This window comes from Streptomyces sp. S465, from assembly GCF_026898115.1.
GTDB lineage: Bacteria > Actinomycetota > Actinomycetes > Streptomycetales > Streptomycetaceae > Streptomyces > Streptomyces luomodiensis.
In genome coordinates, this window is record NZ_CP114036.1 from 3,924,116 (window position 1) to 3,950,824 (window position 26,709).

A 26,709-nucleotide genomic window follows, 5' to 3' on the forward strand; every position below is an offset into this window, starting at 1 on the left:
CCGGGGGCGCGCGTTGCGCGAGGTGGGGGCGCGGGTGTGGTGGTGGTTGCTGGGGCGCGTGGTCGGTTGCGTGGGTGGTGCGGGGGGGCGGGGTTGCCCCGGGGTGCGCGGCCGGTTGTGTGGGTGGTCGGCCGGGGGCGGGGTTGCCCTGGGGGCGCGGTCGGTTGTGTGGGGGGTGCCGGGTGCGGGGCCTCCGGGGCGGGGTCCTGGACCGTATATTTACGGCGCCGACGACAGTTGAACGTGGGGTGGGCCGGAGATTGGCGCCACAAATACACGTAAGCGTCCAGGCCCCCGCCCCTCCGACCCCGCCCCCTCCCGTCTCGTCGGCGACCGCGCCCCGGCGGCCCCCGGCGCCGTCCGGTGCCGGGTCCGCCCGGTGGCGCGGGTGCCGGGGGTGGGTGCGACCCCGCCCCCTCCCGCCTCGTCGACAACCGCGCCCCGGCGGCCCCGGACACCTGCCCGGTGACGGGTACGCCCGGCGGCGCGGGCGCCGGGCGGGGGGTGGCGCACCCCCGCACCCACCCGTCTCGTCAGCGACTCCCCGCCGGTGACCCCGAGCGCCTGCGCGGCCCCGGGTACGCCCGGCGGCGCGGGCGCTGGGCGGGAGTGGGCGCACCCCCGCCCCCTCCCGCCTCGTCGACAACCGCGCCCCGGCGGCCCCGGACACCTGCCCGGCCCCGGGTACGCCCGGCGGCACGGGTGCTGGACGGGGGTGGGCACGCCCCCGCATCCATCCACCTCGTCGATGCCCCCCGGTGGCCCCGGACGCCTGCCCAGTGACGGGTACGCCCGGCGGCGCAGGTGCTGGGCCGAGAGTGGGTGCGACCCCGCGCCCTCCCGCCTCGTCGGCGACCGCACCCGTGGCGCCGGACGGGGGCGGAGGGCGGCTTGGGTGGGGTCGTAGGGTGGCGGCGTGTGTGTGAGACGTACCTGGAGCCCCTCGGGGCCCTACGACCTCTCGCGTAGCCTCGGCGTGCTGCAGCGCGGGCCGGGGGATCCCGCGTTTCAGGTCGGCGCGGACGGCGCGTTCTGGCGGGCGAGCCGGACGCCGGCCGGGCCCGGGACCATACGGATCGCGCGCAAGGGTGCGGAGATCGAGGGCCGGGCCTGGGGGCCGGGCGCCGAGTGGCTGCTGGATGGTCTGCCCGCCCTCCTCGGGGCGGACGACGACCCGGCCGCGTTCGTACCGCGCCACCGGCTCGTCCACGAGGCGCACCGTCGCCACCCCGGCCTTCGGCTCATCCGCACCGGGCTGGTCCTCGAATCCCTGATCCCCTCGATCCTGGAGCAGAAGGTCACCAGCACCGAGGCGTACCGGGCCTGGCGGCTGCTGCTCCAGCGCCATGGCGAACCCGCGCCCGGTCCGGCCGAGCGGATGCGGATGCGGGTCATGCCCGACCCACGGGCCTGGGCCCTGATCCCCTCGTGGGAGTGGCACCGCGCAGGCGTGGACAGCAAGCGTTCCGCGACGGTCCTACGGGCCGTCCGGGTCGCCCGGCGGCTGGAAGAGGCCGCGTCCATGGACCTCACCGCCGCCTCCGCCCGGTTGCAGCTGATCCCGGGCATCGGGCCCTGGACGGCGGCGGAGACCCTACAGCGCAGTAATGGCACCCCGGACGCGATCACGGTCGGCGATCTGCATCTGCCGCGCATCATCGGTTACGCGCTCACCGGAGAGCGGGGTACGGACGACGAGACGATGCTCGGGCTCCTGGCCCCCTACGCGGGACAGCGCCACCGCGCGGCCCGGCTGATCCTCCTGTCCGGCCGCACCCCACCCCGTCGCGCCCCTCGTTTCGCCGTCAGGGACTTCCGGGCTATGTAGCCCCGGCGGCCCGCCACCCAGGTGGGGCCGCCGACGAGGCGGGTGGGGGCGGGGTCACACCCGCGCCACCGGGCGGACCCGGCACCGGACGGCGCCGGGGACCACCGGGGGGCGGTCGCCGGCGAGACGGGAGGGGGCGGGGTCGGAGGGGCGGGGTCCTGGACGCTTACGTGTATTTGTGGCGCCAATCTCCGGCCCACCCCACGCTCAACTGTCGTCGGCGCCGTAAATATACGGTCCAGGACCCCGCCCCGGAGGCCCCGCACCCGGCAGCACCACATAAGCGGCCGCGCGCCCCCGGGCAACCCCGCTCCCGGCCGACCACCCACGCAACCGCCCGCGCCCCCAGGGCAACCCCGCCCCCGCGTTCACTGGTCCGACGAGAAGCGGACCGCACCCGCCGGGATGTCCGCCCCGCACCACACCCGTACGCCGTCCCGCAGTTCGTTGTCCGGTCCGACCAGCGCGCCGTCCCCGACCACCGCGCCCTGGAGCACCGTACGGGCGCCGATCCGTGCCCGCGCGCCGATGAGCGAGTCGCGCACCTGCGCGCCCTCCTCCACGACGGCGCCCTCCAGCACCGTGCTGCCGTCGATGCGCGCACCCGCGCCCACCCGGGCCTGCGGGCCGATGACCGTGCCGCCGGTCAGCTTGGCGTCGTCCGCGACCGATGCGCTGTCCAGGACGAGGCGGTCGCCGCAGCGCCCCGGCACGGCCGGGGAGGGGGCGCGGCCCAGCACCAGGTCCGCGGAGCCGCGCACGAATGCCTGGGGGGTGCCGAGGTCGAGCCAGTACGTGGAGTCGACCATGCCCTGTAGATGCGCGCCCTCGGCGAGCAGACCGGGGAAGGTCTCGCGTTCGACGGAGACGGGGCGGTCGGCGGGGATGGTGTCGATGACCGAGCGGTTGAAGACGTACGCGCCCGCGTTGATCTGGTCGGTGACGATCTCCTCGGGGGTCTGCGGCTTCTCCAGGAATGCGGTGACCCGGCCCTGTTCGTCGGTGGGGACCAGCCCGTACGCGCGGGGGTCGGGGACCCGGGTGAGGTGGAGGGAGACATCGGCCCCCGTCGTGCGGTGGTTGTCGACGAGGGCGCGGATGTCGAGGCCGGTGAGTATGTCGCCGTTGAAGATGAGCACCGGGTCGTCGGGGCCCGAACGCAGCCGGGAGGCCACGTTGCGGATGGCTCCGCCGGTGCCCAGCGGCTCCTCCTCCGTGACGTACTCCAAGTGCAGGCCGAGCGAAGAGCCGTCACCGAAGTACGGCTCGAAGACCTCCGCCAGATAGGAGGTGGCGAGCACGATGTGCTCGACCCCTGCGGCGCGGGCGCGGGCGAGCTGGTGGGTCAGAAACGGAACGCCTGCCGCCGGGACCATCGGCTTGGGGGTGTGCACCGTCATCGGGCGCAACCGGGTTCCCTTGCCGCCGACCAGGAGGATCGCCTCTGGCGATAGCGTTGCTGGCGCTTTGGTCACGTATCGTCTCTGCTTCCTGCTGGGGCTCGCCGGTCGGCGGCCAGTGTAGGCAGATCCCCGGACCGCGCCTGATCAGCGCCCCTGTAGGCGGGCGGCGGTCTTCCGTACCGAACCGAGCTTCTTGTAAAGACGTTTCCCCGGGCACTCGGTGGCGAAGCCGTCGCGGTGACCCGCGATCACATGAAGCTTTACCTTGGCGCCCTTTTTGTACTTGTTACCGCCTCCGGACACCAGATGCGTGGTACCGCGCGGATTTCGCTTGAAGAGGCCGAGTTTCCACGCGGTGAGCTTGGCGATGGCCTTCACGGCCTTGGCCGAGGGCTCCTTGGTAGAGAAAGTGCCGAGGACGGCCACGCCCATGCTGTTGGTGTTGAAGCCCAGAGTGTGCGCTCCGCGTACGGCTTTGGTCACACCCCCGGAGCGGCCTTCGTAAATCTTTCCGCACTTGTCGACGGTGAAGTTGTAGCCGTAGTCACGCCATCCCAGGCTCTTCACGTGGTAACGGTAGATACTGCGCAAAACGGAGGGCGCCTGGGAGCAGCTGTACGTATTGCCCGTGACGGTGTGATGGATGAAGGCCACCTTGACGGTCTTGCTGTAGACGTGGCCCTTTTCGCGGATCTTCTCGTCGGCACCCCAGCCCGCGCGGGTGATGATGCGGGGCCGCGGCGCGGTGTGGCGGGCGGCGTTCGCCTTGGTTTCCACCTCCGCCGGGAGTGCGCCGGGGGGCTGGGTGGACTCGGTGGACTCGGTGGGCTCAGTGGGCTGGACGGAGGGCTTCGAGGACGGTTTCGGGGAGGGCTTCACCGAGGACGGCTTCGAGGACGGCTTCGGAGAAAGCTTCGAGGGCGGCTGCTTGGAGGACGGCTTCGAGGAGGGTTTCGGGGACGGCTTCCCGGGCCATCCGGACGACGGCGACGGGCTCACGGGCCGTCCCAACGACGGCTTCCCGGGCCGTTCCGCCGCCGGCTTCCCCGGCCCTCCCGCCGACGGTTTCGCGCCCGGCCCGGTGCCCCCCGGCGTCGGCGCGGGATGTGCCGGAAGGGCGCGAAGCGCGGCGCGGTCCGGAGGCGGCGGCGGAGCCTCGCCGGGGTCGACCAGCTCCAGCCGGAGTCCGGCGGGCAGGGCCGTCGGCCGCCCGCCCTCACCCGCGGTCGCCGCCCGAGCCTCCTCACCCGGCACCCGAGCCTCCTCACCCGGCCCCCGAGCCTCCTCGCCCGACCCCCGAGCCTCCTCGCCCGCACTCGGCCCCCGAGCGCCCTCGCCCGCTGCCCGCGCCCCCTCGTCCGTCGCCCCCTCGTCCGTCGCCGGCTCGCCCGTCGTCCGCTCGGGCCGGATCCGCGCCTGGACGCCGTCCGAGGCGCCGACCCACAGCGGTGCCGTTCCGCCGCGGGCCCGTGCGCCGCGGTGTTCGGGCGAGTCGGGATCGGGGGCCTCGTCCCCGTACGGCAGCAGTTCGCGCCAGGGGGACCACTCGTCGCCGCCGACCGCGCGGGTGCGGACCTGCACCCGGGCGCGGAGGTCGGCGGCGGACTGGTCCCAGACGACGCCGACGAGCGAGAAGGGCCGCACGCTCGGCGCGGTGACGCCCCGGTCGCCCGCGTCGCCGCCTGGCGCGGCCACGCTCCGGTCGAGTCCGCCCGCCGCGAGCGGGAGGAGCGGCAGCGACTGCGTGGAGCCGGAGGTGGCGGTCCGTTCGGCCCGCTCGGCGCGGGCGTGGGCGGGGCCCGGATGCAGGGCGAGGGGGAGGGCGAGGGCGGCGGTGCACGCGACGCCGATCGAGGATGCCAGATACGCACGCATGATTGAAATCGTCTACATAAGGGGACAAACATGTCCATTCGGAAGAGCCGCCACGTCGCGGACCGTTCGATGACCCGGGCCTCACCGACCCCATCCGCACCGCACCTTCGGCGCGTAGGCTTGCGCGGGTGAACGCCACCGATCGCACCCCCGCCGACCTGCTGGGATCCGCGCTCGCCGCGGATCCGTCCCGCCCGCTCGTGACCTTCTACGACGACGCCACGGGCGAACGCGTCGAACTGTCCGTGGCCACCTTCGCCAATTGGGTGGCGAAGACCGCCAATCTGCTCCAGGACGATCTGGCCGCCGCACCGGGTGACCGGTGCGCGCTGCTGCTGCCCGCGCACTGGCAGACCGCCGTGTGGCTGGTGGCCTGCTCCTCGGTCGGGGTCCTCGTCGACTTCGGGGGCGACCCGGCCTCCGCCGACCTCGTCATCAGCGGCCCGGACACCCTCGAGGAGGCGCGGGAGTGCTCCGGGGAGCGGGTGGCACTGTCGCTGCGGCCGCTGGGCGGCCGGTTCCCCCAGTTGCCGGAGGGGTTCGCGGACTACGCCGTGGAGGTGCCCAGCCAGGGCGACCGCTTCGCCCCGTACTCCCCGGTGGACCCGGAGACGCCCGCGCTGGCCGTCGGCGGTCTGGAGCTGACCAGCGCGGAGTTGGTGGAGCGGGCGCGCGCCGACGCCGCCGCGCGGGGGCTCGGGCCCGGCTCCCGGATCCTCTCGGGGCTTCCGTACGAGAGCTGGGAGGGGCTGTCGTACGGGCTGTACGCCCCGCTGGCCGCCGGTGGTTCGGTGGTGCTCTGCCGCAACCTGGACCGGCTGGACGAGAAGGGGCTGGCCGAGCGCACGGAGAGCGAGCGGGTCACCGCAACCGCCCCGTGAGGCGCCCCCCACCCTGAAACCGCCACCGCGCCCTGAGGCCGCCCCCACCCCAAAACCGCCCCCACTCGGAAACCTCCACCCCACCCCAAAACCGCCCCCACCCCGAAAGCACCACCCCACCCCGAAACCGCCCCACCTCGAAGCCGCCACCCACCCTCAAGCCACCCCACTCCCCGAGACCTCGCCCTCATCCCCACCCTGACCCGTCCGGCGGACCGGAGGGCCGAGCCCACGGGCCAGGGCGTCCGCCCCGCGCGATGATGCACGGATACGTACAACCATGTGCGGGGTTCGCATGTCTGTTCCGTTAATCGGTATCCCGGTAATCGGCATCCCGGCATGCGAAGCCGCTCCGCCCCGCGGGCGGGAGACGGGTGGGAGGACGCGGACGTGACGACTGACGACCCTGAGCCCGCCCCGAGACGCAGGCGTCGCTGGCCGCGCGTCCTCGCCCTGGGCGGGGCCGTGCTGGTGCTGTCGGTCGCCGGGGCGGGGTGGTGGTTCTACGAGCACCTCGACGGCAATATCCGCACCGATACCCGGACCGCGAACGAGCTCAAGAAGTACGAGGCCGAGCGCCCGGTGTCGGTGGTGCGGGACGCGCAGAACATCCTGCTGATCGGCTCCGACAACCGGGGCGGCGAGGGCAACGGCGCATACGGCAGGGACACCGGCACCCAGCGCTCGGACACCACGATCCTGCTGCATCTCCAGGCCGGCGGAAAGAGCGCTACCGCCGTCTCCATCCCCCGCGATCTGATGGTGGACGTGCCGGCCTGCGACGGGCCGGACGGAAAGCGGACCCAGCCCCGGTTCGCCCAGTTCAACTGGGCATTCGAATTCGGTGGTGCGGCCTGCACGATCCGCACCGTGGAGAAACTGACCGGGATCCGCATCGACCACCACGTGATCGTGGACTTCAACGGCTTCAAGCGGCTGGTGAACGCGGTCGGCGGGGTGGAGATGTGCCTGAAGGAGCCCGTCGACGACGCCGACGCGCATCTGAAGCTGCCCGCGGGGCGTCAGGTCCTCCGCGGGGAACAGGCACTCGGTTATGTGCGCGCCCGGTACAGCATCGGCGACGGCAGCGACACGGAGCGTATCGGCAGGCAACAGGAGTTCATGGCTTCACTTGTGAAGAAAATGCAGAGTAATGGTGTGCTGCTCAATCCGGCGAAACTGTATCCGGTACTCAACGCGGCGACGTCCTCGCTGACCACCGATCCCGGGCTCGATTCGCTCAAAGATCTGTACGCTCTGGTGCGCGGTGTGCGGGACATCCCGCGGGAGAAGATCCACTTCCTCACGATTCCCCGTCAGCCGTATACGTACAACAAGAACCGCGACGAGCTGGTCCAGCCCGACGCCGACCGGCTGTTCCGGCAATTGCGGCTGGATCGCCCGGTGTCGGTGGCCCGTACCGTCACGGCGTCGACGAGCGGCGACCCGAAGGCCGGCGACGGCAGCCCCTACCAAGGGACGACCGCGGCTCGCGGCATCTGCGAGTAGCGGCGTCCGCGAGCGGCGGCATCTGCGAGTAAACGCACCATAAGAGCGAGCTGTGATTCGTGAAGGATCGGATAAGGATTGGGCAGATTGCCCAGTTGTAGGGAAGTGGAATCTGTCACCGGCGTCGCTTGACGCTGATCTGGACGGATAGTGTGAGCGATCCGGTGCGCTCTACGAGGTGGCCGCGCACTGCACAGGAAGACGGATGGAGCGCCTTGAGGGGGAGGCGCCGCGTGGCACCGACGGAGGACACAGGCGACCGTGGACGCGCAAGGCCCTGGCGGGGCGGGTGACTTCGACCCAGCCGATCAGTGGGTGTTCGACCCGAACACGGGCAACTACGAGCTGCGGCTGAACCCTGCCGAGACATCGGCGGACACCACCGAGCTGCGAGCTGTCTCCAGATCGTCGAGCGAGGACGAGGCCACCGACTCCGAGCCCCGAGGCCGCCGACGCGCGGCCAGGCGGGAGAAGGAGAAGGAGACCGGCCCGGTCAGCCGTCGCAAGCCGAAGCCGAAGAAGTCGAAGGCGAAGAAGGCGCTCTACTGGGGCAGCGGCACCCTGGCCTTTCTGCTGGTGGGCGGCTCAGCCGCGGCGTACTTCATCTATCAGCACCTCAACAACAACATCAGCAAGGTCGATGTCGGCGAGAACAACGCCGCGGTCTCCGACGGGCCGATGAACATCCTGCTCATCGGCACCGACCGGCGCGACGGCAAGGGGAACGAGGGGTACGGCGACGCGGGGAGCGTCGGGCACGCCGACACCACGCTGCTCTTCCACGTCTCCGCGGACCGGTCCAACGCGACCGTGCTGTCCATCCCCCGCGACATGATCACCGACATCCCGGACTGCCGTACGAAACAGGAGGACGGCTCGTTCAAGACCATCCCGGGCGAGTCGGAGGTGCGCTTCAACACCAGCCTGGGCCAGGAGGGGCGCGACCCCGGCTGCACCTGGCAGACGGTCGAGAAGCTGACCGGGCTGGAGATCAACCACTTCATGATGGCCGACTTCAACGCCATCAAGGAGATGTCCACGGCGGTCGGCGGGGTCGAGGTGTGTCTCGCCAAGGACATCAACGACCCCAAGTCGCATCTGAACCTCACCAAGGGCCGCCACACCATCAAGGGTGAGGAGGCGCTGGCGTTCGTCCGGACCCGGCACGCCGTGGGCTTCGGCGGCGATCTGGACCGGATCAAGCTCCAGCAGCAGTTCCTGAGTGCGCTGATGCGCAAGATGAAGTCCAGCGGGACGCTCACCAGCCCCGGCAAGATGTGGGACCTGGCCCAGAGCGCCACCAAGGCGCTCACCGTGGACACCGGGATCGGCACCGTCTCCAAACTGGCCTCGCTGGGGAAGAACCTGAGCAAGGTCGACCTCAAGAACGTCACCTTCGCAACCGTCCCGGTGGTCGACAACACCGACGGTGCGACCGTGCTGCTCGACAAGACCAAGGCCGAGCCGCTGTTCGCCATGGTCCGTCAGGACGTGTCCCTGACCGAGGTCAAGAAGAAGGAGAAGGCGGAGAAGGACAAGCAGGCGGCGCGGCTGAAGGGGACGAAGGCCGACCCCGCCGATGTGCGGGTCAAGGTGCTCAACGGCAGCGGGCAGTTCGGCGCCGCCCAGGAGACCGTCGACTGGATGCAGAACACCGAGGGGATGATCCGCACCAGCAACGGCGGAAACGCTCCGTCGGAGCTGAAGAAGACGACCCTGGAGTACGCTCCCAACCAGGCCGACCAGGCGCGTCGGCTGGCCGACAGCATGGGGCTGCCCGCCTCCGCCATGAAGGAAGGCACGAAGGACGCCGAGCCGATGGCGGAGATGACTCTGACGCTCGGGGCGGACTTCAAGGGCGCCGGCACTCCGATCTCCGCTCCGAGCAAGGCGCCGAAGGACATTCAGAGGGTCGAGGCCGACGACAAGAACGTCTGCGCCAAGTGACCGTCATCGGCCGGCGGAACCACCCTCGTCCATCGGGCCGGACGACGAAGACAACGGGGAGGGCCCGATGCGGCAGAGCAGTGTGCGGGGGGAGAGAGACCGGCAGTCCGCCGTCCCCGAGCCCCGCGAGGACGGCGAGGACAGTGCGGATGGCGCGGACGGCGGACCGCCGGAGGGAGCGGGTCCCGCGGCGGGGAAGACGGGGCGCCGCCAGGGCGGCCCACGGCAGCCGAAGCCGAAGAGGAGTCGCGGCGTGCGCATCCTGCGCTGGAGCGCGCTGACGCTGGCCGTACTGATACTCGGCGCGGCCGGGGCCGGCTACTTCTACTACCAGCACCTGAACGGCAATCTGCGGAAGGAGGAGCTGGACCTCGGCGACAGCAAGATCGGCAAACCCGAGCCCAACGCCGCCGGCCAGACCCCCCTCAACATCCTGCTCATCGGCTCCGACAGCCGGAACACCGCGGAGAACGTCAAGCTCGGCGGCGCCAAGCAGGACGCGGACCGCAAGCCGCTGGCCGATGTGCAGATGCTGGTGCACGTCTCGGCCGACCGCAGCAATATGTCGGTGGTCAGCATTCCGCGCGACACCCGGGTGACCATCCCCCAGTGCACCGACCCGGACGACGGCACGGTGTACCCGAAGACCGAGGGGGCCATCAACCAGTCGCTCCAGCACGGCGGTCCGGGCTGCACGGTCGCCACCTGGAAGGAACTCACCGGCGTCTACATCGATCACTTCATGATGATCGACTTCTCCGGGGTGGTCTCGATGGCCGACGCCATCGGCGGCGTTCCGGTGTGCGTGGACGGCAACGTCTACTCCCACGACAGCAAGGGCCACGGCTCCGGGCTGAAGCTGACCAAGGGCACCCACAACGTCAAGGGCGTCCAGGCCCTCCAGTGGCTGCGCACCCGCTACGGCTTCGAGGACAACAGCGACATCGGCCGGGCCAAGGCCCAGCACATGTACATGACCTCGATGATCCGCCAGCTGAAGTCCGGCACCAAGCTCAGCGACCCGGGCAAGCTGATGGACCTCGCGGAGGCCGCCACCAACGCGCTGACCGTCGACCACGGCCTCGGCACCGTCAAGAAGCTGTACGACCTGGGCAACGACCTCAAGCGGGTGCCGACCAAGCGCACCACCATGATCACCATGCCCTGGGAGTACGGCGGCGGCGGGCAGTACGTCCTGCCCAAGCCGGGCGACGCCGAGCAGACCTTCGCGCTGCTGCGCAACGACACAGCGCTGGACGGCAAGGACAAGAAGAAGCCCGACGCGACCCCGGCGCCCACCGCGTCCAAGGAGGAGCTCCCGGTGGTGGTGCAGAACGGCACCGCCAGCACCGTCCTGGGGCCGGTCTCCGGCCGGGCCTCGGTCATCACCTCCGAGCTGGTGCGGCTGGGCTACGCCAAGGCCACCGCGAACACGGTGCTCGTCTCGCAGGCCGACACCACCGTCCTCTACCCGAGCGAGGCCGAGCAGGGCGACGCCCTAGCCGTGGCCAAGGCGCTGAAGCTGCCGACGTCCGCGGCGAAGTCGTCGAAGTCCGTGCAGGACGTCACCGTGGTGGTCGGCAACGACTGGCGCGAGGGCACCACCTATCCGAAGGCGACGACGGACGACGGCGACAGCGACAAGGCGCCCAAGAGCGCGGACGCCCTCAACGGCGAGGAGAAGAGCTGTATGAAGGTCAACCCCAACTACACCTTCTGAGCCGTCACGGCACGGCGAAGGGGCCGGACCCGGCACGCGGCACGGGTCCGGCCCCTCGGCGTCCGGGCGGGCGGGGCGGCTACGGGGCCATGACCGCCGGGCGGCGGCTGGCGATGACCTTCTTGGCGAGCGCCCGCGGGCTGGTCAGGAAGCCCCAGCCCCAGGACATGTGCATGGTCGCCAGCGCCACCGGGATCTGTAGCCGGGCCTTCACCGGCAGCCCCTTGCCCGCCGGGACCGAGCCCGCGACGATCGCGGCCAGATAGCCGCCCGGGACCACCAGGCCCCACGGGGTGACGGCCGCGCCCACCACCAGGCCCGCCGCGATGGCGGCGACGGCGGTCGGCGGGGCGAGGTAGCGCATATTGATCGAGCCCTGGTGGAAGCGGGCAACGACATGGCGCCAGCGTCCGTAGTCCTTGTACTGCTTGGCCAGCGCCCGCACGTTCGGCCGCGGCCGGTAGGAGACCTTCAGCTCGGGCGAGAACCAGACCAGCCCGCCGGCCTCGCGGATCCGGAAGTTCAGCTCCCAGTCCTGGGCGCGGATGAACTCCTCGTTGTAGCCGCCCTGGCGCTCCAGCGCCTCGCGCCGGAAGACCCCCAGATAGACGGTTTCGGCCGGGGCCGCGGCACCGCCGGTGTGGAAGGCCGCGTTACCCACTCCGATCTTGGAGGTCATGGCAGCGGCGACGGCCTTCTCCCAATCGTTCTCGCCCTCGGCGAACATGAGCCCGCCGACGTTCTGCGCGCCGGTCTCCTCCAGGAGCCGTACCGCGGTCGCGATGTAGTTCGGCGAGAGCATGCCGTGACCGTCGACCCGCACCACCACCGGGTGGCGGGACGCCTTGATCGCCGCGTTCAGGGCGGCGGGGGTGCGGCCCGTGGGGTTGGGCACCGTATGCACCCGGGGGTCCTCCGCCACCAGTTCGGCGGCGATCTCGTCGGTACGGTCCGTGGACGGGCCGAGCGCGATCACCACCTCCATCTCACCGGCGTACTCCTGCTCCAGGATGTGCCGCACGGCATTGCGCAGATGGCGTTCCTCATTGAGTACCGGCATGATCACGGAGACGGCCGGGAGCTGATGCGGGGGCATGGCACCTCGGGGTTCGGGGGCGGCCGGCCCAGGAGACTGGGGGGTGGGCCCCAAAGGACTGCGGTATCCCGCCCACGTTACCGCGAATGGTGGACACCGGAGCGCGCCGCCCGGGTGGCAGCGCGGGGCAGGGGCGGCGTGGGGCCGCCGGAGCGATCGTCGTACCGGCCTACGGTGAGGCGGTTCCGCCCAGCCCGCCCGTTCCCGGAGGTCTCCTCACGTGAGTGCACCGGCCCGGCCGCCGCGCCCGTCCCGCCCCCGCCCCCGCCGCCCCCGCTGGGGGCTGCGGCTGGCCACGGGCGGCGCCTGTCTGGTGCTGGCGGTCAGCGGCATCGGGCATCTGCTGGTCCGGGAGCTGGAGACCGGGATCCACCGGGTGGATGCCTTCGGCGGCCTGGACAACCGGCCGAAGAGCACCGGCGGCGGCGTCAACTTCCTCGTGGTCGGCACGGACGGACGGGAGAAGATCACGCCACGGGAGAAGGCGCTGTACCGGCTGGGCGGAGCCCCCTGTCACTGCACCGACACATTGGTGCTGCTGCATCTGTCGGCCGACCACCGCCGGGTCAGCGCGGTCAGCCTGCCGCGCGACTCGTACGCCGAGATCCCCGCGTACACCGACGCCGCCGGCGTCCGCCATCCCCGGCATCCGCGCAAGCTCAACGCCGCGTACGCCGAGGGCGGGCCGAGCCTGACCGTGCGGACCGTGGAGCACCTGACCGGAGTGCGGGTCCACCACTACCTCGAGGTCGACTTCACCAGCTTCATGAAGACCGTCGATGTGATCGGCGGGGTGAAGATCTGCACCACGCGGCCGCTCAAGGACGACCACACCGGGCTGGACCTGCCCGCCGGCACCCATGTCCTGGACGGCGGCCAGGCCCTGCAATACGTCCGCTCCCGGCATGTCGACGGCACCTCCGACCTGGGCCGGATCAAGCGCCAGCAGCGCTTCCTGGCCGCCGTGGTCCACCGGACCACGACCGGTGGCATCCTGCTCAATCCGGTGCGGTTCAACCAGGTGACCGGGGCCCTGCTGGGCTCGGTCCGCGCCGACCACGGCCTCGAAGCGGCGGACCTGGTGGCGCTGGGCCGGGCGATGCACGGCGTCACCCCCGCGTCCTCGGAGTTCGCCTCGGTCCCGGTGATCCTGCCCGGCGTTCCGCTGAAGGGGGCCGGCTCCACCCTCCGCTGGGACCGGGCCAAGGCCAAGCGGCTCTTCACCGCCTTCCGCGAGGACCGGCCGCTCGTCGCCCACCACCCGAAGCGGCGGGGGGCCACGACGGTCGAGGTGGCTCCGGGCCGGGTCCGGGTCCGGGTGTTCAACGGCACCGACACGCCGGGGCTCGCGGCCCGCGTGAACCGCGCGCTGCACGCCACCGGCTTCGCCACCACCGGCTCCCCGGCGGACGCCGCGACCCCCGACGTCCGGCACACGGTGATCACGTACGACCCGGGCTGGGACCGCTCGGTGCGCTCGCTGGCGGCCGCGCTGCCCGGTGCCCAGCTGAAGCCGGTGACCGGGCAGGGGGCCGTGATGCGGGTCACGGTCGGCACGGACTACACGGGCGTACGGCCGGTCCGGGCCGAGCAGCCACCGAGCAGTGGTTTCGGGGCCGTCACCGGCGACGAGGTCACCTGCCCCGAGGGGGCCGGCCGCTCGCTCTGAGCGCCGGGCGGGGCACGCTCCGCTACGGCCGGTCGGCGCCGTCGGCGGCCTCGGGGCCCTCGGGGCGCCGGGCGGCGCGCTGGGCGCGGAGCTCCTTGATCGCGCGGCGGCGGGCCAGCCGGTGGGTCCGCCGGATCTCGGCCTCCTGGTAGCGCCGCTTGTCCCGCTCGGTCTCCGGGATGACCGGCGGCACGGGCCGGGGCTTGCCATCGGCGTCGACGGCCGCGAAGACCAGATAGGCGCTGCCGACCTGGGTGGCGGGCGTGGACTCGTTCCACCGCTCGGCCAGCACCCGCACCCCGATCTCCATGGAGGACCGGCCGGTCCAGTTGACCTGGGCCTTCACATGGACGAGATCGCCGACCCGGACCGGTTCGAGGAAGGCCATCTCGTCCATCGACGCGGTGACCGCGGGCCCCTCGGAGTGGCGTCCGGCGACCGCCCCGGCCGCGTCGTCCACCAGTTTCATGATCACGCCGCCGTGCACGGTCCCGAGAAGATTGGTGTCACTGCCCGTCATGATGTGTGACAGCGTGGTACGAGACGCGGAGGTGGGCTTTCCCAGAAGCTCCGGTTCCGCACCCTGGGCCTGATTGGTCATGCCGTCCACCTTATGCGGACCGGATTCTTATCAGGTCTGCAACAGCCGTGCCGCGATCCCGCCCCCGCCCTGTAAGGCGCCCCACCCGACCAGGCACACTGCCTTGCATGAGCGAATGGCCCCAAGGAAGGACCGGCGACGGCAGCGGCCGGTATGGACGTGGCAGCGGCAGCGCCGAACCGGAAGGGGCGCGCGCCATGCCGCAGGTGAGACGCGCGGCACCGGGTGCGGGCGGTCCCCCGCCGCACCCCGAGCCGCCGCTGCCGCCCGAACTCTCACCCCGCGGCACCATTCCGCGGCAGCAGTCGTCCCACGGTCATGACGACTACGACGACGGCTACAACACCGGGCAGGTCTACGGCCACGGCGGACCGGGCGGCCGCGGCCCCGGAGGCCCCGGCGGACCGGGCGGCGGCTCGCGTCCGGTGAGGCCGAAGAACTGGAAGCGCCGGATAACCATCGGCCTGGTCACCCTGATCGTCCTGCTGCTCGCCGTCGGCATCGGCACCTACTTCTGGGCCGACTCCAAGCTCCGCCGCGAGGTCGACCTCAACAAGGTCGAGGACCGGCCGGACGGCGGCAAGGGCACCAACTACCTGATCGTGGGTTCGGACAGCCGCGAGGGCATGTCCGACGACGAGAAGAAGCAACTGCACACCGGCTCGGCCGACGGCAGGCGCACCGACTCGATCATTATCCTGCACGTCGGTGACAACGGGAACACCATGGTCAGCCTGCCGCGTGACTCCTGGGTCACCATCCCGCCGTTCACCGGACCGGACACCGGCAAGCGCTACGGCCAGTCGCAGAACAAGCTCAACGCCTCCTTCTCCATGGCCGGCCCCGAGCTCCTGGTCCGCACGATCGAGTACAACACCGGGCTGCACATCGACCACTACGCGGAGATCGGCTTCGGCGGCTTCGCCAAGATCGTGGACTCGGTGGGCGGGGTCGAGATCGACGTGCCCCAGGACATGAAGGAGAAGCACGCCGGCACCGACCTGAAGAAGGGCAAGCAGACGCTGAACGGCCAGGAGGCGCTCGCCTTCGTACGGCAGCGCTACGGTCTGGCCGGCGGCGACCTGGACCGCACCCGGAACCAGCAGAAGTTCCTCTCCGCGCTCGCGGACAAGGCCGCCACGCCCAGCACGATCCTCAACCCGTTCAAGCTCTACCCGACGATGGGCGCGGGCCTGGACTCGCTGATCGTGGACAAGGACATGAGCCTGTGGGACGTGAAGGACATGTTCTTCGCGATGAAGAGCGTCTCCGGCGGTGACGGCAAGCAGATGAACATGCCCGTCTCCAACCCCGGCCTGGCCACCTCCAAGGGCAGCGCGGTGCAGTGGGACATGACCAAGGTCAAGCAGCTGGTGGGCGAGCTGAAGAACGACGAGAAGGTCACCGTCTCCGGCAACTGACCCGGCCGTCGTACGAAAAGGCCGCCGCCGGACCCGGTCGGGTCCGGCGGCGGCCTTTTCGTTGCGGCCTTACGGCAGGTTGCGCGCCATCACGATGCGCTGGACCTGGTTGGTGCCCTCGTAGATCTGGGTGATCTTGGCGTCCCGCATCATCCGCTCCAGCGGGTAGTCGCGGGTGTAGCCGTAGCCGCCGAGCAGCTGGACGGCGTCCGTGGTGATCTCCATCGCGGCGTCGGAGGCGTAGCACTTGGCCGCGGCGCCGAAGAACGTCAGGTCCTCCTTGCCGCCTCCGGCGGCCACGCGCTCGGACTTGGCCGCCGCCGCGTAGGTGAGCTGCCGGGCCGCCTCCAGCTTCATGGCCATGTCGGCGAGCATGAACTGGACGCCCTGGAAGTCGCCGATCGGCTTGCCGAACTGCTTGCGCTCCTGGACGTACCCCTTGGCGTAGTCCAGGGCGCCCTGGGCGATGCCGAGGGCCTGGGCGGCGATGGTGATCCGGGTGTGGTCGAGGGTCTTCATCGCGGTGGCGAAGCCGGTGCCCTCCGCGCCGATCAGCCGGTCGGCGGGGATGCGGACGTTGTCGAGGTACACCTCACGGGTCGGGGAACCCTTGATGCCGAGCTTCTTCTCCGGGGCTCCGAAGGACACGCCCTCGTCGGACTTCTCGACGACGAAGGCGGAGATGCCCTTGGAGCGCTTCTCGGGGTCGGTGACGGCCATCACCGTGTAGTACTCGGAGACCCCGGCGTTGGTGATCCAGCGCTTGACGCCGTTGAGGACGTAGGAGTCGCCGTCGCGCACCGCCCTGGTCTTCATCCCCGCCGCGTCCGAGCCCGCGTCCGGCTCGGAGAGGCAGTAGGAGAACATCGCGTCGCCCTTGGCGAGCGGGGCCAGGTACTTCGCCTTCAGCTCCTCGGAGCCGGAGAGGATCACCGGCAGCGAGCCCAGCTTGTTGACCGCGGGGATCAGCGAGGAGGAGGCGCAGACCCGGGCGACCTCCTCGATGACGATCACGGTGGCCAGTGCGTCGGCGCCCGAGCCGCCGTAGGACTCGGGGACGTGCACGGCGTGCAGATCGTTGGCCACCAGGGCGTCGAGCGCCTCCTGGGGGAACCGGGCCGCCTCGTCGACCTCGGCGGCATAGGGGGCTATCTTCGCCTCGGCCAGCGAGCGGACGGCGTCACGGAGCATGTCGTGCTCCTCGGACGGCCGGTACAGGTCGAAGTCGTTCACCGAGGACGCCAAGCCTCTCACTCCCCAAGAGTGCTAACTACCGTTAAGTAACTGAATTCTAGGGGGGCCGTCCCGATAGGTATAGGTGAGGTACCCGACACCGTCGGCTGAGCCCGTCCGGCGCTCCCGGCTATGCTCAGGCACCGCATCTGCGATCGACCGTTCTGGAGCACTTCCATGGCCCTCAAGATCACCGTGATCGGCACCGGCTATCTCGGCGCCACCCACGCAGCGGCCATGGCGGAACTGGGCTTCGAGGTGCTGGGCCTCGACATCGTGCCCGAGAAGGTCGAGATGCTCACGGCGGGCCGGGTGCCGCTGTACGAGCCGGGCCTGGAGGAACTGCTGCGGCGCCACACCGCGGGCATCGAGGGCGCCACCGGACGGCTGCGCTTCACCAGCTCGTACGAAGAGGCGGGTGAGTTCGGCGACGTCCACTTCATCTGCGTGAACACTCCGCAGAAGCACGGCGAGTACGCCTGTGACATGAGTTACGTGGACTCGGCCGTGGAGTCGCTCGCCCCGCATCTGCACCGCCCCACGCTGGTCGTGGGCAAGTCCACGGTGCCGGTCGGCAGCGCGGACCGGCTCGCGGCCCGGCTGGCCGAGCTGGCCCCGGTGGGCGCGGACGCCGAGCTCGCCTGGAACCCGGAGTTCCTGCGCGAGGGGTTCGCCGTCCAGGACACCCTGCGGCCGGACCGGATCGTGGTCGGCGTCGCCGGCGACCGGGCCGAGAAGCTGCTCCGCGAGGTGTACCAGAAGCCCATCGCCGAGGGCTCGCCGTTCGTGGTGACCGACTTCCCCACCGCCGAGCTGGTGAAGGCCGCGGCCAACTCCTTCCTGGCCACGAAGATCTCGTTCATCAACGCCATGGCCGAGGTCTGCGAGGCGGCCGGCGGCGATGTGGTCAAGCTCGCCGAGGCCATCGGCCACGACGAGCGCATCGGCAGGAAGTTCCTGCGGGCCGGTATCGGCTTCGGCGGCGGCTGCCTGCCCAAGGACATCCGGGCCTTCATGGCGCGCGCCGGTGAACTCGGCGCCGACCAGGCGCTGACCTTCCTCCGCGAGGTCGACTCGATCAACATGCGGCGCCGTGGCCATATGGTCGAGCTGGCCCGCGAGGCCGTCGGCGGCAGCTTCCTGGGCAAGCGGGTGGCGGTGCTGGGCGCGACCTTCAAGCCGGACTCCGACGACGTACGGGACTCCCCCGCGCTCAATGTGGCCGGTCAGATGCAGCTCCAGGGCGCCCAGGTCACCGTCTTCGACCCCAAGGGCATGGCGAACGCGCGGGCCCTCTTCCCGACCCTCGCCTACGCGGCCGACGCGACCGAGGCGGCGCGGGGCGCCCATGCGGTGCTGCACCTCACCGAGTGGCGCGAGTTCCGCGAGCTGGAGCCGGCGAGCCTGGGCGACGTGGTCGCCGAGCGCCGCATCCTCGACGGGCGCAACGCCCTGGACCCCGACCGCTGGCGCGAGGCCGGCTGGACCTACCGCGCCCTGGGCCGTCCCCTGGCCTGACCGCCGTGGGGTGAGCGGCGCGTCGGTGGTGTGCGCGGGTGCCTCGTGGTTTGAGCGGGTACCTCGTGGTCAACCCGGAACCGGACCACGAGGAGGAACCAATGGCTGTCGCCACACTGGACGTCGTCGTCATCGACTGCCCCGATCCCACCGCGCTCGCCCGCTTCTACCAGCAGGTGCTGGGCGGGGAGATCGAGAACGCGGGCCGGCGCTGGGTCGATCTCTTCCTGCCCGCCGGGCCCCGGCTGGCCTTCCAGGAGGCCCCGGACTTCCGCCCGCCGAGCTGGCCGTCGGCGGACGACTCGCAGCAGCTCCACCTCGATCTGCGGGTGACGGACATCGAGAGCGCCCAGGAACGGGTGCTGGAGCTGGGGGCGCGGGCGCTGGACCTCGACGACGACGGCGGGAAGCGGAACTTCAGGGTGTACGCCGACCCGGCGGGGCACCCCTTCTGCCTCATCCGCCCCTGAGCGGAGCGCACGCCCGGCCGGGGAGCGCGCCCGGCCCGATCGCGCGCCTGGCCGGTCAGTGGCCGGGGCGGGTTCCGTCCAGCTCCTCGATCGTGGCGATGGACGGGCCGCGGGAGGTGCGCAGCCCCTGGGCCACCTCCTCGGCCGAGCGCACCGCGCGGACCGCGTTCTGCCAGGTCAGCTTGGCCAGGTCGGCCGGGGACCAGCGGCGGTCCAGGAGTTCGGCGACGAGGTTCGGATAGCCCGCGACATCGGCGAGCCCCTCGGGGGTGAAGGCGGTGCCGTCGAAGTCGCCGCCGATGCCGATGTGGTCGATGCCCGCCACCTCGCGCATGTGGTCGAGGTGGTCGGCGACGGTCGACACGGTGGCCAGGGGTCGCGGGTTGGCCTCCTCGAAGGCGCGCTGGACCTTCATCGCCGCGGGGGTCATCTCCAGCGGATGCAGTCCATGGGCGCGCATGTTCTCGTCCGCCGCCCGGGTCCAGTCGACCGCCGCGGGCAGGACGAACTTCGGCACGAATGTGGCCATCGCCACACCGCCGTTGGCGGGCAGCAGCGCCAGCACATCGTCCGGGATGTTGCGCGGGTGGTCGCAGACGGCGCGCGCGGAGGAGTGCGAGAAGACCACGGGCGCCTCGGTCACCCGGAGCGCGTCCCGCATGGTGTCGGCGGAGACATGGGAGAGGTCGACCAGCATGCCGAGCCGGTTCATCTCGCGCACCACCTCCTCGCCGAAGCGGGTGAGGCCGTGCGCCTTCGGTTCGTCGGTGGCCGAGTCCGCCCAGGGGACGTTGTCGTTGTGGGTGAGCGTCATGTAGCGCACGCCGAGCTCGTACAGGACGCGCAGGGTGGCCAGGGAGCAGTTGATGCTGTGGCCGCCCTCGGCGCCCATGAGGGAGGCGATCCGGCCCTCGGCCCGCGCCGCCTCCATGTCGTCGGCGGTGCGGGCGGGGCGCAGCTCGGCCGCGTACCGCTCGGTGAACCGCCGGACGACATCGATCTGTTCGAGGGTGGCGCTGACCGCCGTGTCGCCCTGGAAGTCGGAGCGCACGTACACCGACCAGAACTGGGCGCCCACACCGCCCGCCCGCAGCCGGGGGATGTCGGTGTGGGTGTACGCGCTCAGGTCGCCGGCGATGTCGCGCCGGGCGAGGTCGTAGCGGACCTGCTCGCGCAGCGCCCAGGGCAGATCGTTGTGACCGTCCACGACGGGGTGGGCGGCCAGCAGGTCACGGGCGTGCGCGAGGTGATCGGTCATCCTGCCATCTTGCAGTGCGACATGACCGAAGTCACGCGACGGACCTCACCGCCCTCAGGCGTACCGAGGCCGGACGCCCCTCACGTGCCGAAGCCGAAGGAGCCCGCCCCGTCCACCTTGGCGCGCAGCCGCTTGCCCTTCTCGGTGGCCTGCGCGTTGAGCTCGTCCTGGAACGCGCGCATCCGCGCCCGGAGACCGGCGTCGTGCGCGGCGAGTACGCGGGCGGCGAGCAGCCCCGCGTTCCGGGCGCCGCCGACCGAGACGGTGGCCACCGGAACCCCCGCGGGCATCTGGACGATCGACAGCAGCGAGTCCATGCCGTCGAGGTACTTCAGCGGTACGGGCACCCCGATGACCGGCAGCGGGGTGACAGAGGCGAGCATGCCCGGGAGATGGGCGGCGCCGCCCGCGCCCGCGATGATCGCCTTGAGGCCGCGGTCCGCCGCGTTCTCCCCGTAGGCGACCATCTCGCGCGGCATGCGGTGGGCCGAGACGACATCCACCTCGTAGGGGACCTCGAACTCGTCGAGGGCCTTGGCCGCTTCTTCCATGACGGGCCAGTCGGAGTCGGAGCCCATGACGATGCCGATCACAGGAGCGCTCATTCGGTGATGGTCCCTCGGAGGTAGTCGGCGGCGTGGCGGCCGCGCTCGCGCACATCGGCCAGGTCGTCGCCGTAGGTGTTGACGTGGCCGACCTTGCGTCCCGGCTTCACGTCCTTGCCATACATATGGATCTTGAGCGCCGGGTCGCGCGCCATGCAGTGCAGATACGGCGCGTACATGTCGGGGAAGTCGCCGCCGAGCACATTGGTCATCACGGTCCACGTCGCACGCGGCCGCGGATCGCCGAGCGGCAGGTCCAGCACGGCCCGCACATGGTTGGCGAACTGGGAGGTGACGGCGCCGTCCTGGGTCCAGTGACCGGAGTTGTGCGGGCGCATGGCCAGTTCATTGACCAGCAGTCGGCCGTCACGGGTCTCGAACAGCTCGACCGCGAGATGGCCGACCACCCCCAGCTCCGCCGCGATCTTCAGCGCCATCTCCTGCGCCTGGCCGGACAGCTCCTCGGACAGGCCGGGGGCCGGGGCGATCACGGTGTCACAGACCCCGTTCACCTGGATCGACTCCACGACGGGGTAGGCCACGGCCTGGCCGTGCGGGGACCGTACGACATTGGCGGCGAGCTCACGGGCGAAGTCGACCATCTCCTCGGCGAGGACGGGCACCCCGGCGCGGAACGGCTCGGCCGCCTCCGCCACCTCGCGGACGACCCATACGCCCTTGCCGTCGTAGCCGCCGCGCACCGTCTTCAGGACGACCGGGAAGCCTGTGCCCTCATCGGCGAACCGGGCGACGTCCTCGGGGTCGGCCACGATGCGGTGGCGGGGGCACGGCACACCGGCCTCGCGCAGCCGCTCCCGCATCACACCCTTGTCCTGGGCGTGCCGCAGCGCCTCGACTCCGGGGCGGATGACCACGCCCTCCGCTTCCAGGGCGTGCAGATGCTCGGCCGGGACGTGCTCGTGGTCGAAGGTGACCACATCACAGCCTTGTGCGAACGCACGAAGGGTGTCCAGGTCGCGGTAGTCGCCGATGACGACATCGCTGACCACCTGGGCCGCCGAGTCCTGCGGGGTGTCACTGAGCAGCTTGAACCTGATGCCGAGGGGGATGCCCGCCTCGTGGGTCATACGGGCGAGCTGGCCGCCGCCGACCATGCCGACTACCGGGAATGTCACCCTCCCAGGGTAACTTCCCCGTTCGACCGGCCCTGACCTGCGTTGGAGGAACCTCCAGATATCCGTACCGGTCTCCTGACGCGGCCTGAAGGGCACGGGCCACGGCCGCTGGTTAGCATGGGGGGATTGACGACGCCGACGGGACGGGGCTGAACGATCACCATGAGTGAGCGGAGCACACTCGGCGGGCTGCGCGCCCAGATGGGGCAACTGGCCCGCGAGATCGCGAAGTTCGGGGTGGTCGGCGGGGCCGGGGTCTTCGTCAATCTCGCGGTGTTCAACCTGGTGCGCAGCGTCACCGAACTGCCCGTGGTGCGGGCCAGCATCGTGGCGACGGTGGTCGCCACCGGCTTCAACTACGTGGGGTACCGCTACTTCACCTACCGGGACCGCGACAAGCAGGGCCGCACCAAGGAGCTCAGCCTCTTCCTGCTGTTCAGCGCCATCGGCCTGATCATCGAGAACGGTGTGCTCTACACCGCCACCTACGGCTTCGGGTGGGACGGCTCACTCCAGAGCAATGTGTTCAAGTTCGTCGGCATCGGCCTGGGCACCCTCTTCCGGTTCTGGTCCTACCGCACCTGGGTGTTCCGGACGCTGCCCGCACGGGATGCCGTCGAGCGCGCGGAGGCGTTCCTGTCCGAGGCGCCGCCCGCCCAGGCCGGCCGGAAGCAGCCGGTCCGCAAGTAGCCGGTGCGCAAGCAGGGCCCGCCAGGGGTCAGGGCTCCGGGTGTTCCTCGGCCTCCCGGCTGAGGAAGAGCGCGAACACCGGCGGATACTGCTGGAGCAGCTCCAGCCGGCCGCCGTCCGCCTCCGCCAGGTCCCGGGCCACCGCGAGCCCGAGCCCGGTGGAGTTCCGTCCGCTGACCGTCCGCTCGAAGACCCGCGCCCCCAGGTCCGGCGCCACCCCGGGCCCCTCGTCGGAGACCTCCACCACGGCCTGGTTGCCGGTGACCCGGGTACGCAGCGCGACCGTACCGTCACCGTGCATCAGCGAGTTCTCGATCAGCGTCGCCAGCACCTGGGCGACCGCGCCCGGGGTGCCCACCGCGCGCAGCCCCTTCTTGCCCGAGCGCACGATGGCGCGGCCCTCGCTGCGCGAGGCCGGGCGCCACTCCTCGATCTGCTGCTTGACCACCTCGTCCAGATCGAAGGCGACCGCGGAGCCGCTGCGCGGATCGCGGGAGTTGGTCAGCAGCCGCTGGACGACGTCGGTGAGCCGCTCCACCTGGCCCAGCGCGATCGTCGCCTCCTCCTTGACCGTCTCCGGATCGTCGGTGAGCGTGATCTCCTCCAGCCGCATCGACAGCGCGGTCAGCGGCGTACGGAGCTGGTGCGAGGCGTCGGCGGCCAGCCGCCGCTCGGCGGTGAGCATCCGGGCGATGCGCTCGGCGCTCGAGTCCAGCACATCGGCGACCCGGTCCAGCTCCGGCACCCCGTAGCGCCGGTGGCGCGGCCGGGGGTCCCCGGAGCCCAGCCGCTCGGCGGTCTCCGCGAGGTCGGTGAGCGGGGCGGAGAGCCGGTGCGCCTGGCGTACGGCCAGGGCGACCGCGGCGAGCACGGCGAGCAGCGCGACCGCGAGGATGATCAGCATGGTGCGGCCGACCTCGCGGCTCACGGTGGAGCGGGACGCCTCGACCCGTACCACCTCGCCCTGCTCGCCCGTCTCCTCGGCGGAGATGACCTCGCCCGTGGGGCGCTTGCCGATCTCCACATCGCGGTGGTCGGGCATCCTGATCACGGCGTAGCGGCCGGACTCGATCTGCTCGCGCAGCACCCGGGCGGTGACCCCCTCGCCGCCCAGCAACCTGCTGTCGACGATGCTGACCAGGCGTACGGCGTCGGAGCTCACGCTCTCCTTGGCGCTGTTCTCGATGGTCCGCGTCTCGACGATGACCAGCGACAGGCCGAAGACGGCGATGACGACGAGCACCACGGCCAGCGTGGAGTTGATCAAGCGACGGCGCATGGCCCCACCGTGTCAGTCCTGGTCAGCTTTCTCAGCTTTTCTCGAACCGGAAGCCGACACCACGGACGGTGGCGATGTACCGGGGGTTGGCCGCATCGTCACCGAGCTTCTTGCGCAGCCAGGAGATGTGCATGTCGAGGGTTTTGGTGGAGGACCACCAGGTGGTGTCCCACACCTCGCGCATCAGCTGATCGCGGGTGACGACCCGCCCGGCGTCCCGCACCAGGACGCGCAGCAGATCGAACTCCTTGGCGGTCAGCTGGAGCTCCTCGTCGCCCATCCAGGCGCGGTGCGACTCGACGTCGATCCGCACCCCGTGGGTGGCCGGCTGCTGTTGCTGCGTCTCGACGGCCCCGCGCCGCAGCAGCGCCCGCACCCGGGCGAGCAGCTCGGCGAGCCGGAACGGCTTGGTGACGTAGTCGTCCGCGCCGGCGTCCAGGCCGACCACCGTGTCCACCTCGTCCGCGCGGGCCGTGAGCACCAGCACCGGAAAGCCGTGGCCCTCGGTACGGAGCCGACGACAGACCTCGAGCCCGTCCATCCCCGGCAGGCCGAGGTCGAGGACGAGCAGGTCGACGCCTCCTTGCAGACCGGCGTCGAGCGCGGTGGGTCCGTCCTCCCGCACCTCGACCTCGTACCCCTCGCGGCGCAGGGCGCGGGCGAGCGGCTCCGAGATGGATGCGTCATCCTCGGCGAGCAGTACTCGGGTCATGGGGTGATGGTAGTCCGCCGAGGTCGGAGCACGGGGCGCGTACCAGGTGACGGGCGCAGCACGGAAGGTGGCACACGCCACGCGTGAGGTATCTCTCACCGTACCCGGGAGTAGCAAGTACGTATCGTATGGTGAAACAACGTCTGTAGCACTCCTCCGGGGCCTTTGGCCGTGACGACGCGCCGAAGGTCTCTGTCGTGTCCGGAGGGACGAGGTCGGCACGACCGGCCCGGCCCGCGCCGGCGCTCAGTCGCTCAGCCATCCCCCCACGGGCGCTGGCCCCGCTGGCAGCGCTCCCTGAGCACGCAAGGAAACCACCATGGCGTCCAGCCTGACGAAGGGCGCCACCGCGCAGGGGATCCCTGCCGGCGGCAAAACCTTCTTCGGCCACCCCCGCGGCCTGGCCACTCTCTTCATGATCGAGATGTGGGAGCGGTTCAGCTTCTACGGCATGCGGGCTCTCCTCGTCGTCTATCTGATCTCCGGCGGCCCCGACGCCAAGGTCGGTGGACAGGGCGGCGGGCTCGGGATGTCCGAGGGCAACGCGGTGGCCATCTACTCGGTCTACCTGGCCCTGGTCTATCTGCTGGCCATGCCCGGCGGCTGGTTCGGCGACCGGGTCTGGGGGCCGCGCAAGACCGTGGTCATCGCGTCCGGAGTCGTGATGGCCGGACACCTGGCGCTCTCCGTCCCCGGCGAGGCGACCTTCTTCGTCGGCCTCGGCCTGGTGGCGCTCGGCTCGGGTCTGATCAAGGCCAACATCTCGACGATGGTGGGCCAGCTCTACGACGGGCCGCAGGACCCGCGCCGGGACGGCGGCTTCACCCTCTTCTACATCGGCATCAACATCGGTGCCTTCGCCGCCCCGTTGGTGATCGGGACCGTCGGCCAGTCCTACAACTGGCACCTGGGCTTCGCGCTCGCCGCACTGGGCATGGCCCTGGGCCTGGTCCAGTTCCTGATCGGCACCCGCCACCTGAGCCCGGAGAGCAGCACCGTCCCCACCCCGCTGGCGGCCGAGGAGCGCCGCTCCTGGCTGCGCAAGGCGATGATCTGGCTGATCGTCGCCGCGGTCTTCTACACCGGGGTGGCCCTCAGCGGCAGTTGGACGCTCAACTGGGTGCTGGTCCCGATCACCGTCCTGGGCCTGATCATCCCGACCGGGGTGCTGATCCGGATCAAGCGCGACCGGGATCTGTCGGCGGTCGAGCAGACCAAGGTGAGCGGCTACATCTGGTTCTTCGTGGCCGCCGCGGTGTTCTGGATGATCTACGACCAGGGCGGTTCGACGATGTCCGCCTTCGCGGACGCCAAGACCGCGGACACGATCTTCGGGCTGCACTTCCCGTCCTCGTGGTTCCAGTCGGTCAACCCGCTGATGATCATGGCGCTGGCCCCGATCTTCGCCTGGCTGTGGCTGTGGCTGGCGCGGCGCGACCGGGAGCCGAACACCACGGTGAAGTTCGCGATGGCCCTGGTCCTGATCGGTGCCTCGTTCTTCGTCTTCGTCGTGCCGATGGGAATGGCCGAGGACGGGACCAAGGTCAGCCCGCTGTGGCTGGTGTCGATCTACATGGTCCAGACGATGGGCGAGCTGTGCCTGTCGCCGGTCGGTCTGTCGGTGACCACCAAGATGGCGCCGGCGAAGTACGCCAGCCAGATGATGGGCGTGTGGTTCCTGGCCGTGACCGCGGGCGACTGCGTCACCGGGCTGCTGTCCATCGCCGGGGTGGACCTGAGCGGGGTCGGGGTGATCGCGCTGGAGGCGGCCTTGGCGGCGCTCGCGGGCTTCGCGGTCTTCATGTACCGGAAGAAGGTCGTGGCCTTGATGGCCGACGTCCACTGACGTCGATCCGGA

At 71.0% G+C, this 26,709-nt stretch carries 21 protein-coding genes; 11 read left to right on the top strand and 10 right to left on the bottom strand.

The window, feature by feature from the left end:
* Positions 1 to 916 precede the first annotated feature (916 nt).
* Positions 917 to 1,828: a DNA-3-methyladenine glycosylase family protein gene (locus N6H00_RS16515; protein ID WP_268972481.1), complete on the top strand. Its 912-nt coding sequence runs from the start codon at positions 917 to 919 to the stop codon at positions 1,826 to 1,828.
* Between the two features lie 368 nt (positions 1,829 to 2,196).
* Here the strand turns inward: N6H00_RS16515 and N6H00_RS16520 are convergent, their stop codons facing one another.
* Positions 2,197 to 3,303 carry an NDP-sugar synthase gene (locus N6H00_RS16520; RefSeq protein WP_268972482.1) on the bottom strand — a complete coding sequence of 369 codons (1,107 nt, stop codon included), beginning with the start codon at positions 3,301 to 3,303 and terminating at the stop codon, positions 2,197 to 2,199.
* A gap of 72 nt (positions 3,304 to 3,375) precedes the next feature.
* Positions 3,376 to 5,106, bottom strand: a complete 1,731-nt coding sequence (locus N6H00_RS16525) for an N-acetylmuramoyl-L-alanine amidase (protein WP_268972483.1) — start codon at positions 5,104 to 5,106, stop codon at positions 3,376 to 3,378.
* 128 nt (positions 5,107 to 5,234) lie between these two features.
* Between N6H00_RS16525 and N6H00_RS16530 the strand changes: the two genes are divergently transcribed.
* From N6H00_RS16530 to N6H00_RS16545, 4 genes are all read left to right on the top strand, one after another.
* Positions 5,235 to 5,987 carry a TIGR03089 family protein gene (locus N6H00_RS16530; RefSeq protein ID WP_268972484.1) on the top strand — a complete coding sequence of 251 codons (753 nt, stop codon included), beginning with the start codon at positions 5,235 to 5,237 and terminating at the stop codon, positions 5,985 to 5,987.
* A gap of 390 nt (positions 5,988 to 6,377) precedes the next feature.
* Positions 6,378 to 7,496, top strand: coding sequence for an LCP family protein (locus tag N6H00_RS16535; protein WP_268972485.1), 1,119 nt, complete (start codon positions 6,378 to 6,380; stop codon positions 7,494 to 7,496).
* Positions 7,497 to 7,757: 261 nt separating this feature from the next.
* Positions 7,758 to 9,443 (top strand): LCP family protein, encoded by a 1,686-nt coding sequence (locus N6H00_RS16540; protein ID WP_268972486.1) that lies wholly within the window; start codon positions 7,758 to 7,760, stop codon positions 9,441 to 9,443.
* A gap of 67 nt (positions 9,444 to 9,510) precedes the next feature.
* Positions 9,511 to 11,163 (top strand): LCP family protein, encoded by a 1,653-nt coding sequence (locus N6H00_RS16545; RefSeq protein ID WP_268972487.1) that lies wholly within the window; start codon positions 9,511 to 9,513, stop codon positions 11,161 to 11,163.
* Positions 11,164 to 11,242: 79 nt separating this feature from the next.
* Here the strand turns inward: N6H00_RS16545 and N6H00_RS16550 are convergent, their stop codons facing one another.
* Positions 11,243 to 12,259: a glycosyltransferase family 2 protein gene (locus N6H00_RS16550; RefSeq protein WP_268972488.1), complete on the bottom strand. Its 1,017-nt coding sequence runs from the start codon at positions 12,257 to 12,259 to the stop codon at positions 11,243 to 11,245.
* A 220-nt stretch (positions 12,260 to 12,479) separates the two neighbouring features.
* On the opposite strand from N6H00_RS16550, the gene N6H00_RS16555 reads away from it, so the two are divergent.
* Positions 12,480 to 13,928 (top strand): LCP family protein, encoded by a 1,449-nt coding sequence (locus tag N6H00_RS16555; protein ID WP_268972489.1) that lies wholly within the window; start codon positions 12,480 to 12,482, stop codon positions 13,926 to 13,928.
* A 22-nt stretch (positions 13,929 to 13,950) separates the two neighbouring features.
* Here the strand turns inward: N6H00_RS16555 and N6H00_RS16560 are convergent, their stop codons facing one another.
* Positions 13,951 to 14,529 carry an acyl-CoA thioesterase gene (locus N6H00_RS16560; protein ID WP_268972490.1) on the bottom strand — a complete coding sequence of 193 codons (579 nt, stop codon included), beginning with the start codon at positions 14,527 to 14,529 and terminating at the stop codon, positions 13,951 to 13,953.
* A 107-nt stretch (positions 14,530 to 14,636) separates the two neighbouring features.
* On the opposite strand from N6H00_RS16560, the gene N6H00_RS16565 reads away from it, so the two are divergent.
* Positions 14,637 to 15,950, top strand: a complete 1,314-nt coding sequence (locus tag N6H00_RS16565) for an LCP family protein (RefSeq protein ID WP_268972491.1) — start codon at positions 14,637 to 14,639, stop codon at positions 15,948 to 15,950.
* Between the two features lie 69 nt (positions 15,951 to 16,019).
* Here N6H00_RS16565 and N6H00_RS16570 read toward each other — a convergent pair whose 3' ends face one another.
* Complete coding sequence (locus tag N6H00_RS16570; protein WP_268972492.1) at positions 16,020 to 17,195, bottom strand: acyl-CoA dehydrogenase family protein; 1,176 nt, start codon at positions 17,193 to 17,195, stop codon at positions 16,020 to 16,022.
* Between the two features lie 165 nt (positions 17,196 to 17,360).
* On the opposite strand from N6H00_RS16570, the gene N6H00_RS16575 reads away from it, so the two are divergent.
* Together N6H00_RS16575 and N6H00_RS16580 are read left to right on the top strand one after the other, a co-directional pair.
* Positions 17,361 to 18,701 carry a UDP-glucose dehydrogenase family protein gene (locus N6H00_RS16575; protein WP_268972493.1) on the top strand — a complete coding sequence of 447 codons (1,341 nt, stop codon included), beginning with the start codon at positions 17,361 to 17,363 and terminating at the stop codon, positions 18,699 to 18,701.
* A 101-nt stretch (positions 18,702 to 18,802) separates the two neighbouring features.
* A complete protein-coding gene (locus N6H00_RS16580) occupies positions 18,803 to 19,171 on the top strand; it encodes a VOC family protein (RefSeq protein WP_268972494.1) in 369 nt (122 codons plus the stop codon).
* A gap of 55 nt (positions 19,172 to 19,226) precedes the next feature.
* Here N6H00_RS16580 and N6H00_RS16585 read toward each other — a convergent pair whose 3' ends face one another.
* The 3 genes from N6H00_RS16585 to N6H00_RS16595 form a co-directional block, all read right to left on the bottom strand.
* Entirely contained in the window at positions 19,227 to 20,429 is a 1,203-nt protein-coding gene (locus N6H00_RS16585; RefSeq protein ID WP_268972495.1) for a dipeptidase, read from the bottom strand.
* 80 nt (positions 20,430 to 20,509) lie between these two features.
* Positions 20,510 to 21,034, bottom strand: coding sequence for a 5-(carboxyamino)imidazole ribonucleotide mutase (gene purE / locus N6H00_RS16590; RefSeq protein WP_268972496.1), 525 nt, complete (start codon positions 21,032 to 21,034; stop codon positions 20,510 to 20,512).
* The gene (locus tag N6H00_RS16595; protein WP_443073218.1) at positions 21,031 to 22,149 is read right to left on the bottom strand and encodes a 5-(carboxyamino)imidazole ribonucleotide synthase; all 1,119 of its coding nucleotides are present in this window, start codon (positions 22,147 to 22,149) and stop codon (positions 21,031 to 21,033) included. The genes purE and N6H00_RS16595 overlap by 4 nt, the downstream gene beginning before the upstream one ends.
* 183 nt (positions 22,150 to 22,332) lie before the next feature.
* On the opposite strand from N6H00_RS16595, the gene N6H00_RS16600 reads away from it, so the two are divergent.
* Positions 22,333 to 22,860 (top strand): GtrA family protein, encoded by a 528-nt coding sequence (locus N6H00_RS16600; protein WP_268972497.1) that lies wholly within the window; start codon positions 22,333 to 22,335, stop codon positions 22,858 to 22,860.
* Between the two features lie 28 nt (positions 22,861 to 22,888).
* On the opposite strand, the gene N6H00_RS16605 is transcribed toward N6H00_RS16600, so the two are convergent.
* Positions 22,889 to 24,139, bottom strand: coding sequence for an ATP-binding protein (locus tag N6H00_RS16605; protein ID WP_268972498.1), 1,251 nt, complete (start codon positions 24,137 to 24,139; stop codon positions 22,889 to 22,891).
* Between the two features lie 31 nt (positions 24,140 to 24,170).
* Positions 24,171 to 24,851: a response regulator transcription factor gene (locus N6H00_RS16610; RefSeq protein WP_014061218.1), complete on the bottom strand. Its 681-nt coding sequence runs from the start codon at positions 24,849 to 24,851 to the stop codon at positions 24,171 to 24,173.
* Positions 24,852 to 25,170: 319 nt separating this feature from the next.
* On the opposite strand from N6H00_RS16610, the gene N6H00_RS16615 reads away from it, so the two are divergent.
* Positions 25,171 to 26,697, top strand: coding sequence for a peptide MFS transporter (locus N6H00_RS16615; protein WP_268972500.1), 1,527 nt, complete (start codon positions 25,171 to 25,173; stop codon positions 26,695 to 26,697).
* The last annotated feature ends 12 nt before the right edge of the window (positions 26,698 to 26,709 follow it).

What these genes read in the sequence shown, in the direction of transcription:
- N6H00_RS16525 (WP_268972483.1), bottom strand. Translation starts at nt 5,106, where the DNA reads ATGCGTGCGTATCTGGCATCCTCGATCGGCGTCGCGTGCACCGCCGCC.
- N6H00_RS16545 (WP_268972487.1), top strand. Translation starts at nt 9,511, where the DNA reads ATGCGGCAGAGCAGTGTGCGGGGGGAGAGAGACCGGCAGTCCGCCGTC.
- N6H00_RS16550 (WP_268972488.1), bottom strand. Translation starts at nt 12,259, where the DNA reads ATGCCCCCGCATCAGCTCCCGGCCGTCTCCGTGATCATGCCGGTACTC.
- N6H00_RS16560 (WP_268972490.1), bottom strand. Translation starts at nt 14,529, where the DNA reads ATGACCAATCAGGCCCAGGGTGCGGAACCGGAGCTTCTGGGAAAGCCC.
- N6H00_RS16565 (WP_268972491.1), top strand. Translation starts at nt 14,637, where the DNA reads ATGAGCGAATGGCCCCAAGGAAGGACCGGCGACGGCAGCGGCCGGTAT.
- N6H00_RS16575 (WP_268972493.1), top strand. Translation starts at nt 17,361, where the DNA reads ATGGCCCTCAAGATCACCGTGATCGGCACCGGCTATCTCGGCGCCACC.
- N6H00_RS16580 (WP_268972494.1), top strand. Translation starts at nt 18,803, where the DNA reads ATGGCTGTCGCCACACTGGACGTCGTCGTCATCGACTGCCCCGATCCC.
- N6H00_RS16585 (WP_268972495.1), bottom strand. Translation starts at nt 20,429, where the DNA reads ATGACCGATCACCTCGCGCACGCCCGTGACCTGCTGGCCGCCCACCCC.
- purE (WP_268972496.1), bottom strand. Translation starts at nt 21,034, where the DNA reads ATGAGCGCTCCTGTGATCGGCATCGTCATGGGCTCCGACTCCGACTGG.
- N6H00_RS16595 (WP_443073218.1), bottom strand. Translation starts at nt 22,149, where the DNA reads ATGGTCGGCGGCGGCCAGCTCGCCCGTATGACCCACGAGGCGGGCATC.
- N6H00_RS16600 (WP_268972497.1), top strand. Translation starts at nt 22,333, where the DNA reads ATGAGTGAGCGGAGCACACTCGGCGGGCTGCGCGCCCAGATGGGGCAA.
- N6H00_RS16605 (WP_268972498.1), bottom strand. Translation starts at nt 24,139, where the DNA reads ATGCGCCGTCGCTTGATCAACTCCACGCTGGCCGTGGTGCTCGTCGTC.
- N6H00_RS16610 (WP_014061218.1), bottom strand. Translation starts at nt 24,851, where the DNA reads ATGACCCGAGTACTGCTCGCCGAGGATGACGCATCCATCTCGGAGCCG.
- N6H00_RS16615 (WP_268972500.1), top strand. Translation starts at nt 25,171, where the DNA reads ATGGCGTCCAGCCTGACGAAGGGCGCCACCGCGCAGGGGATCCCTGCC.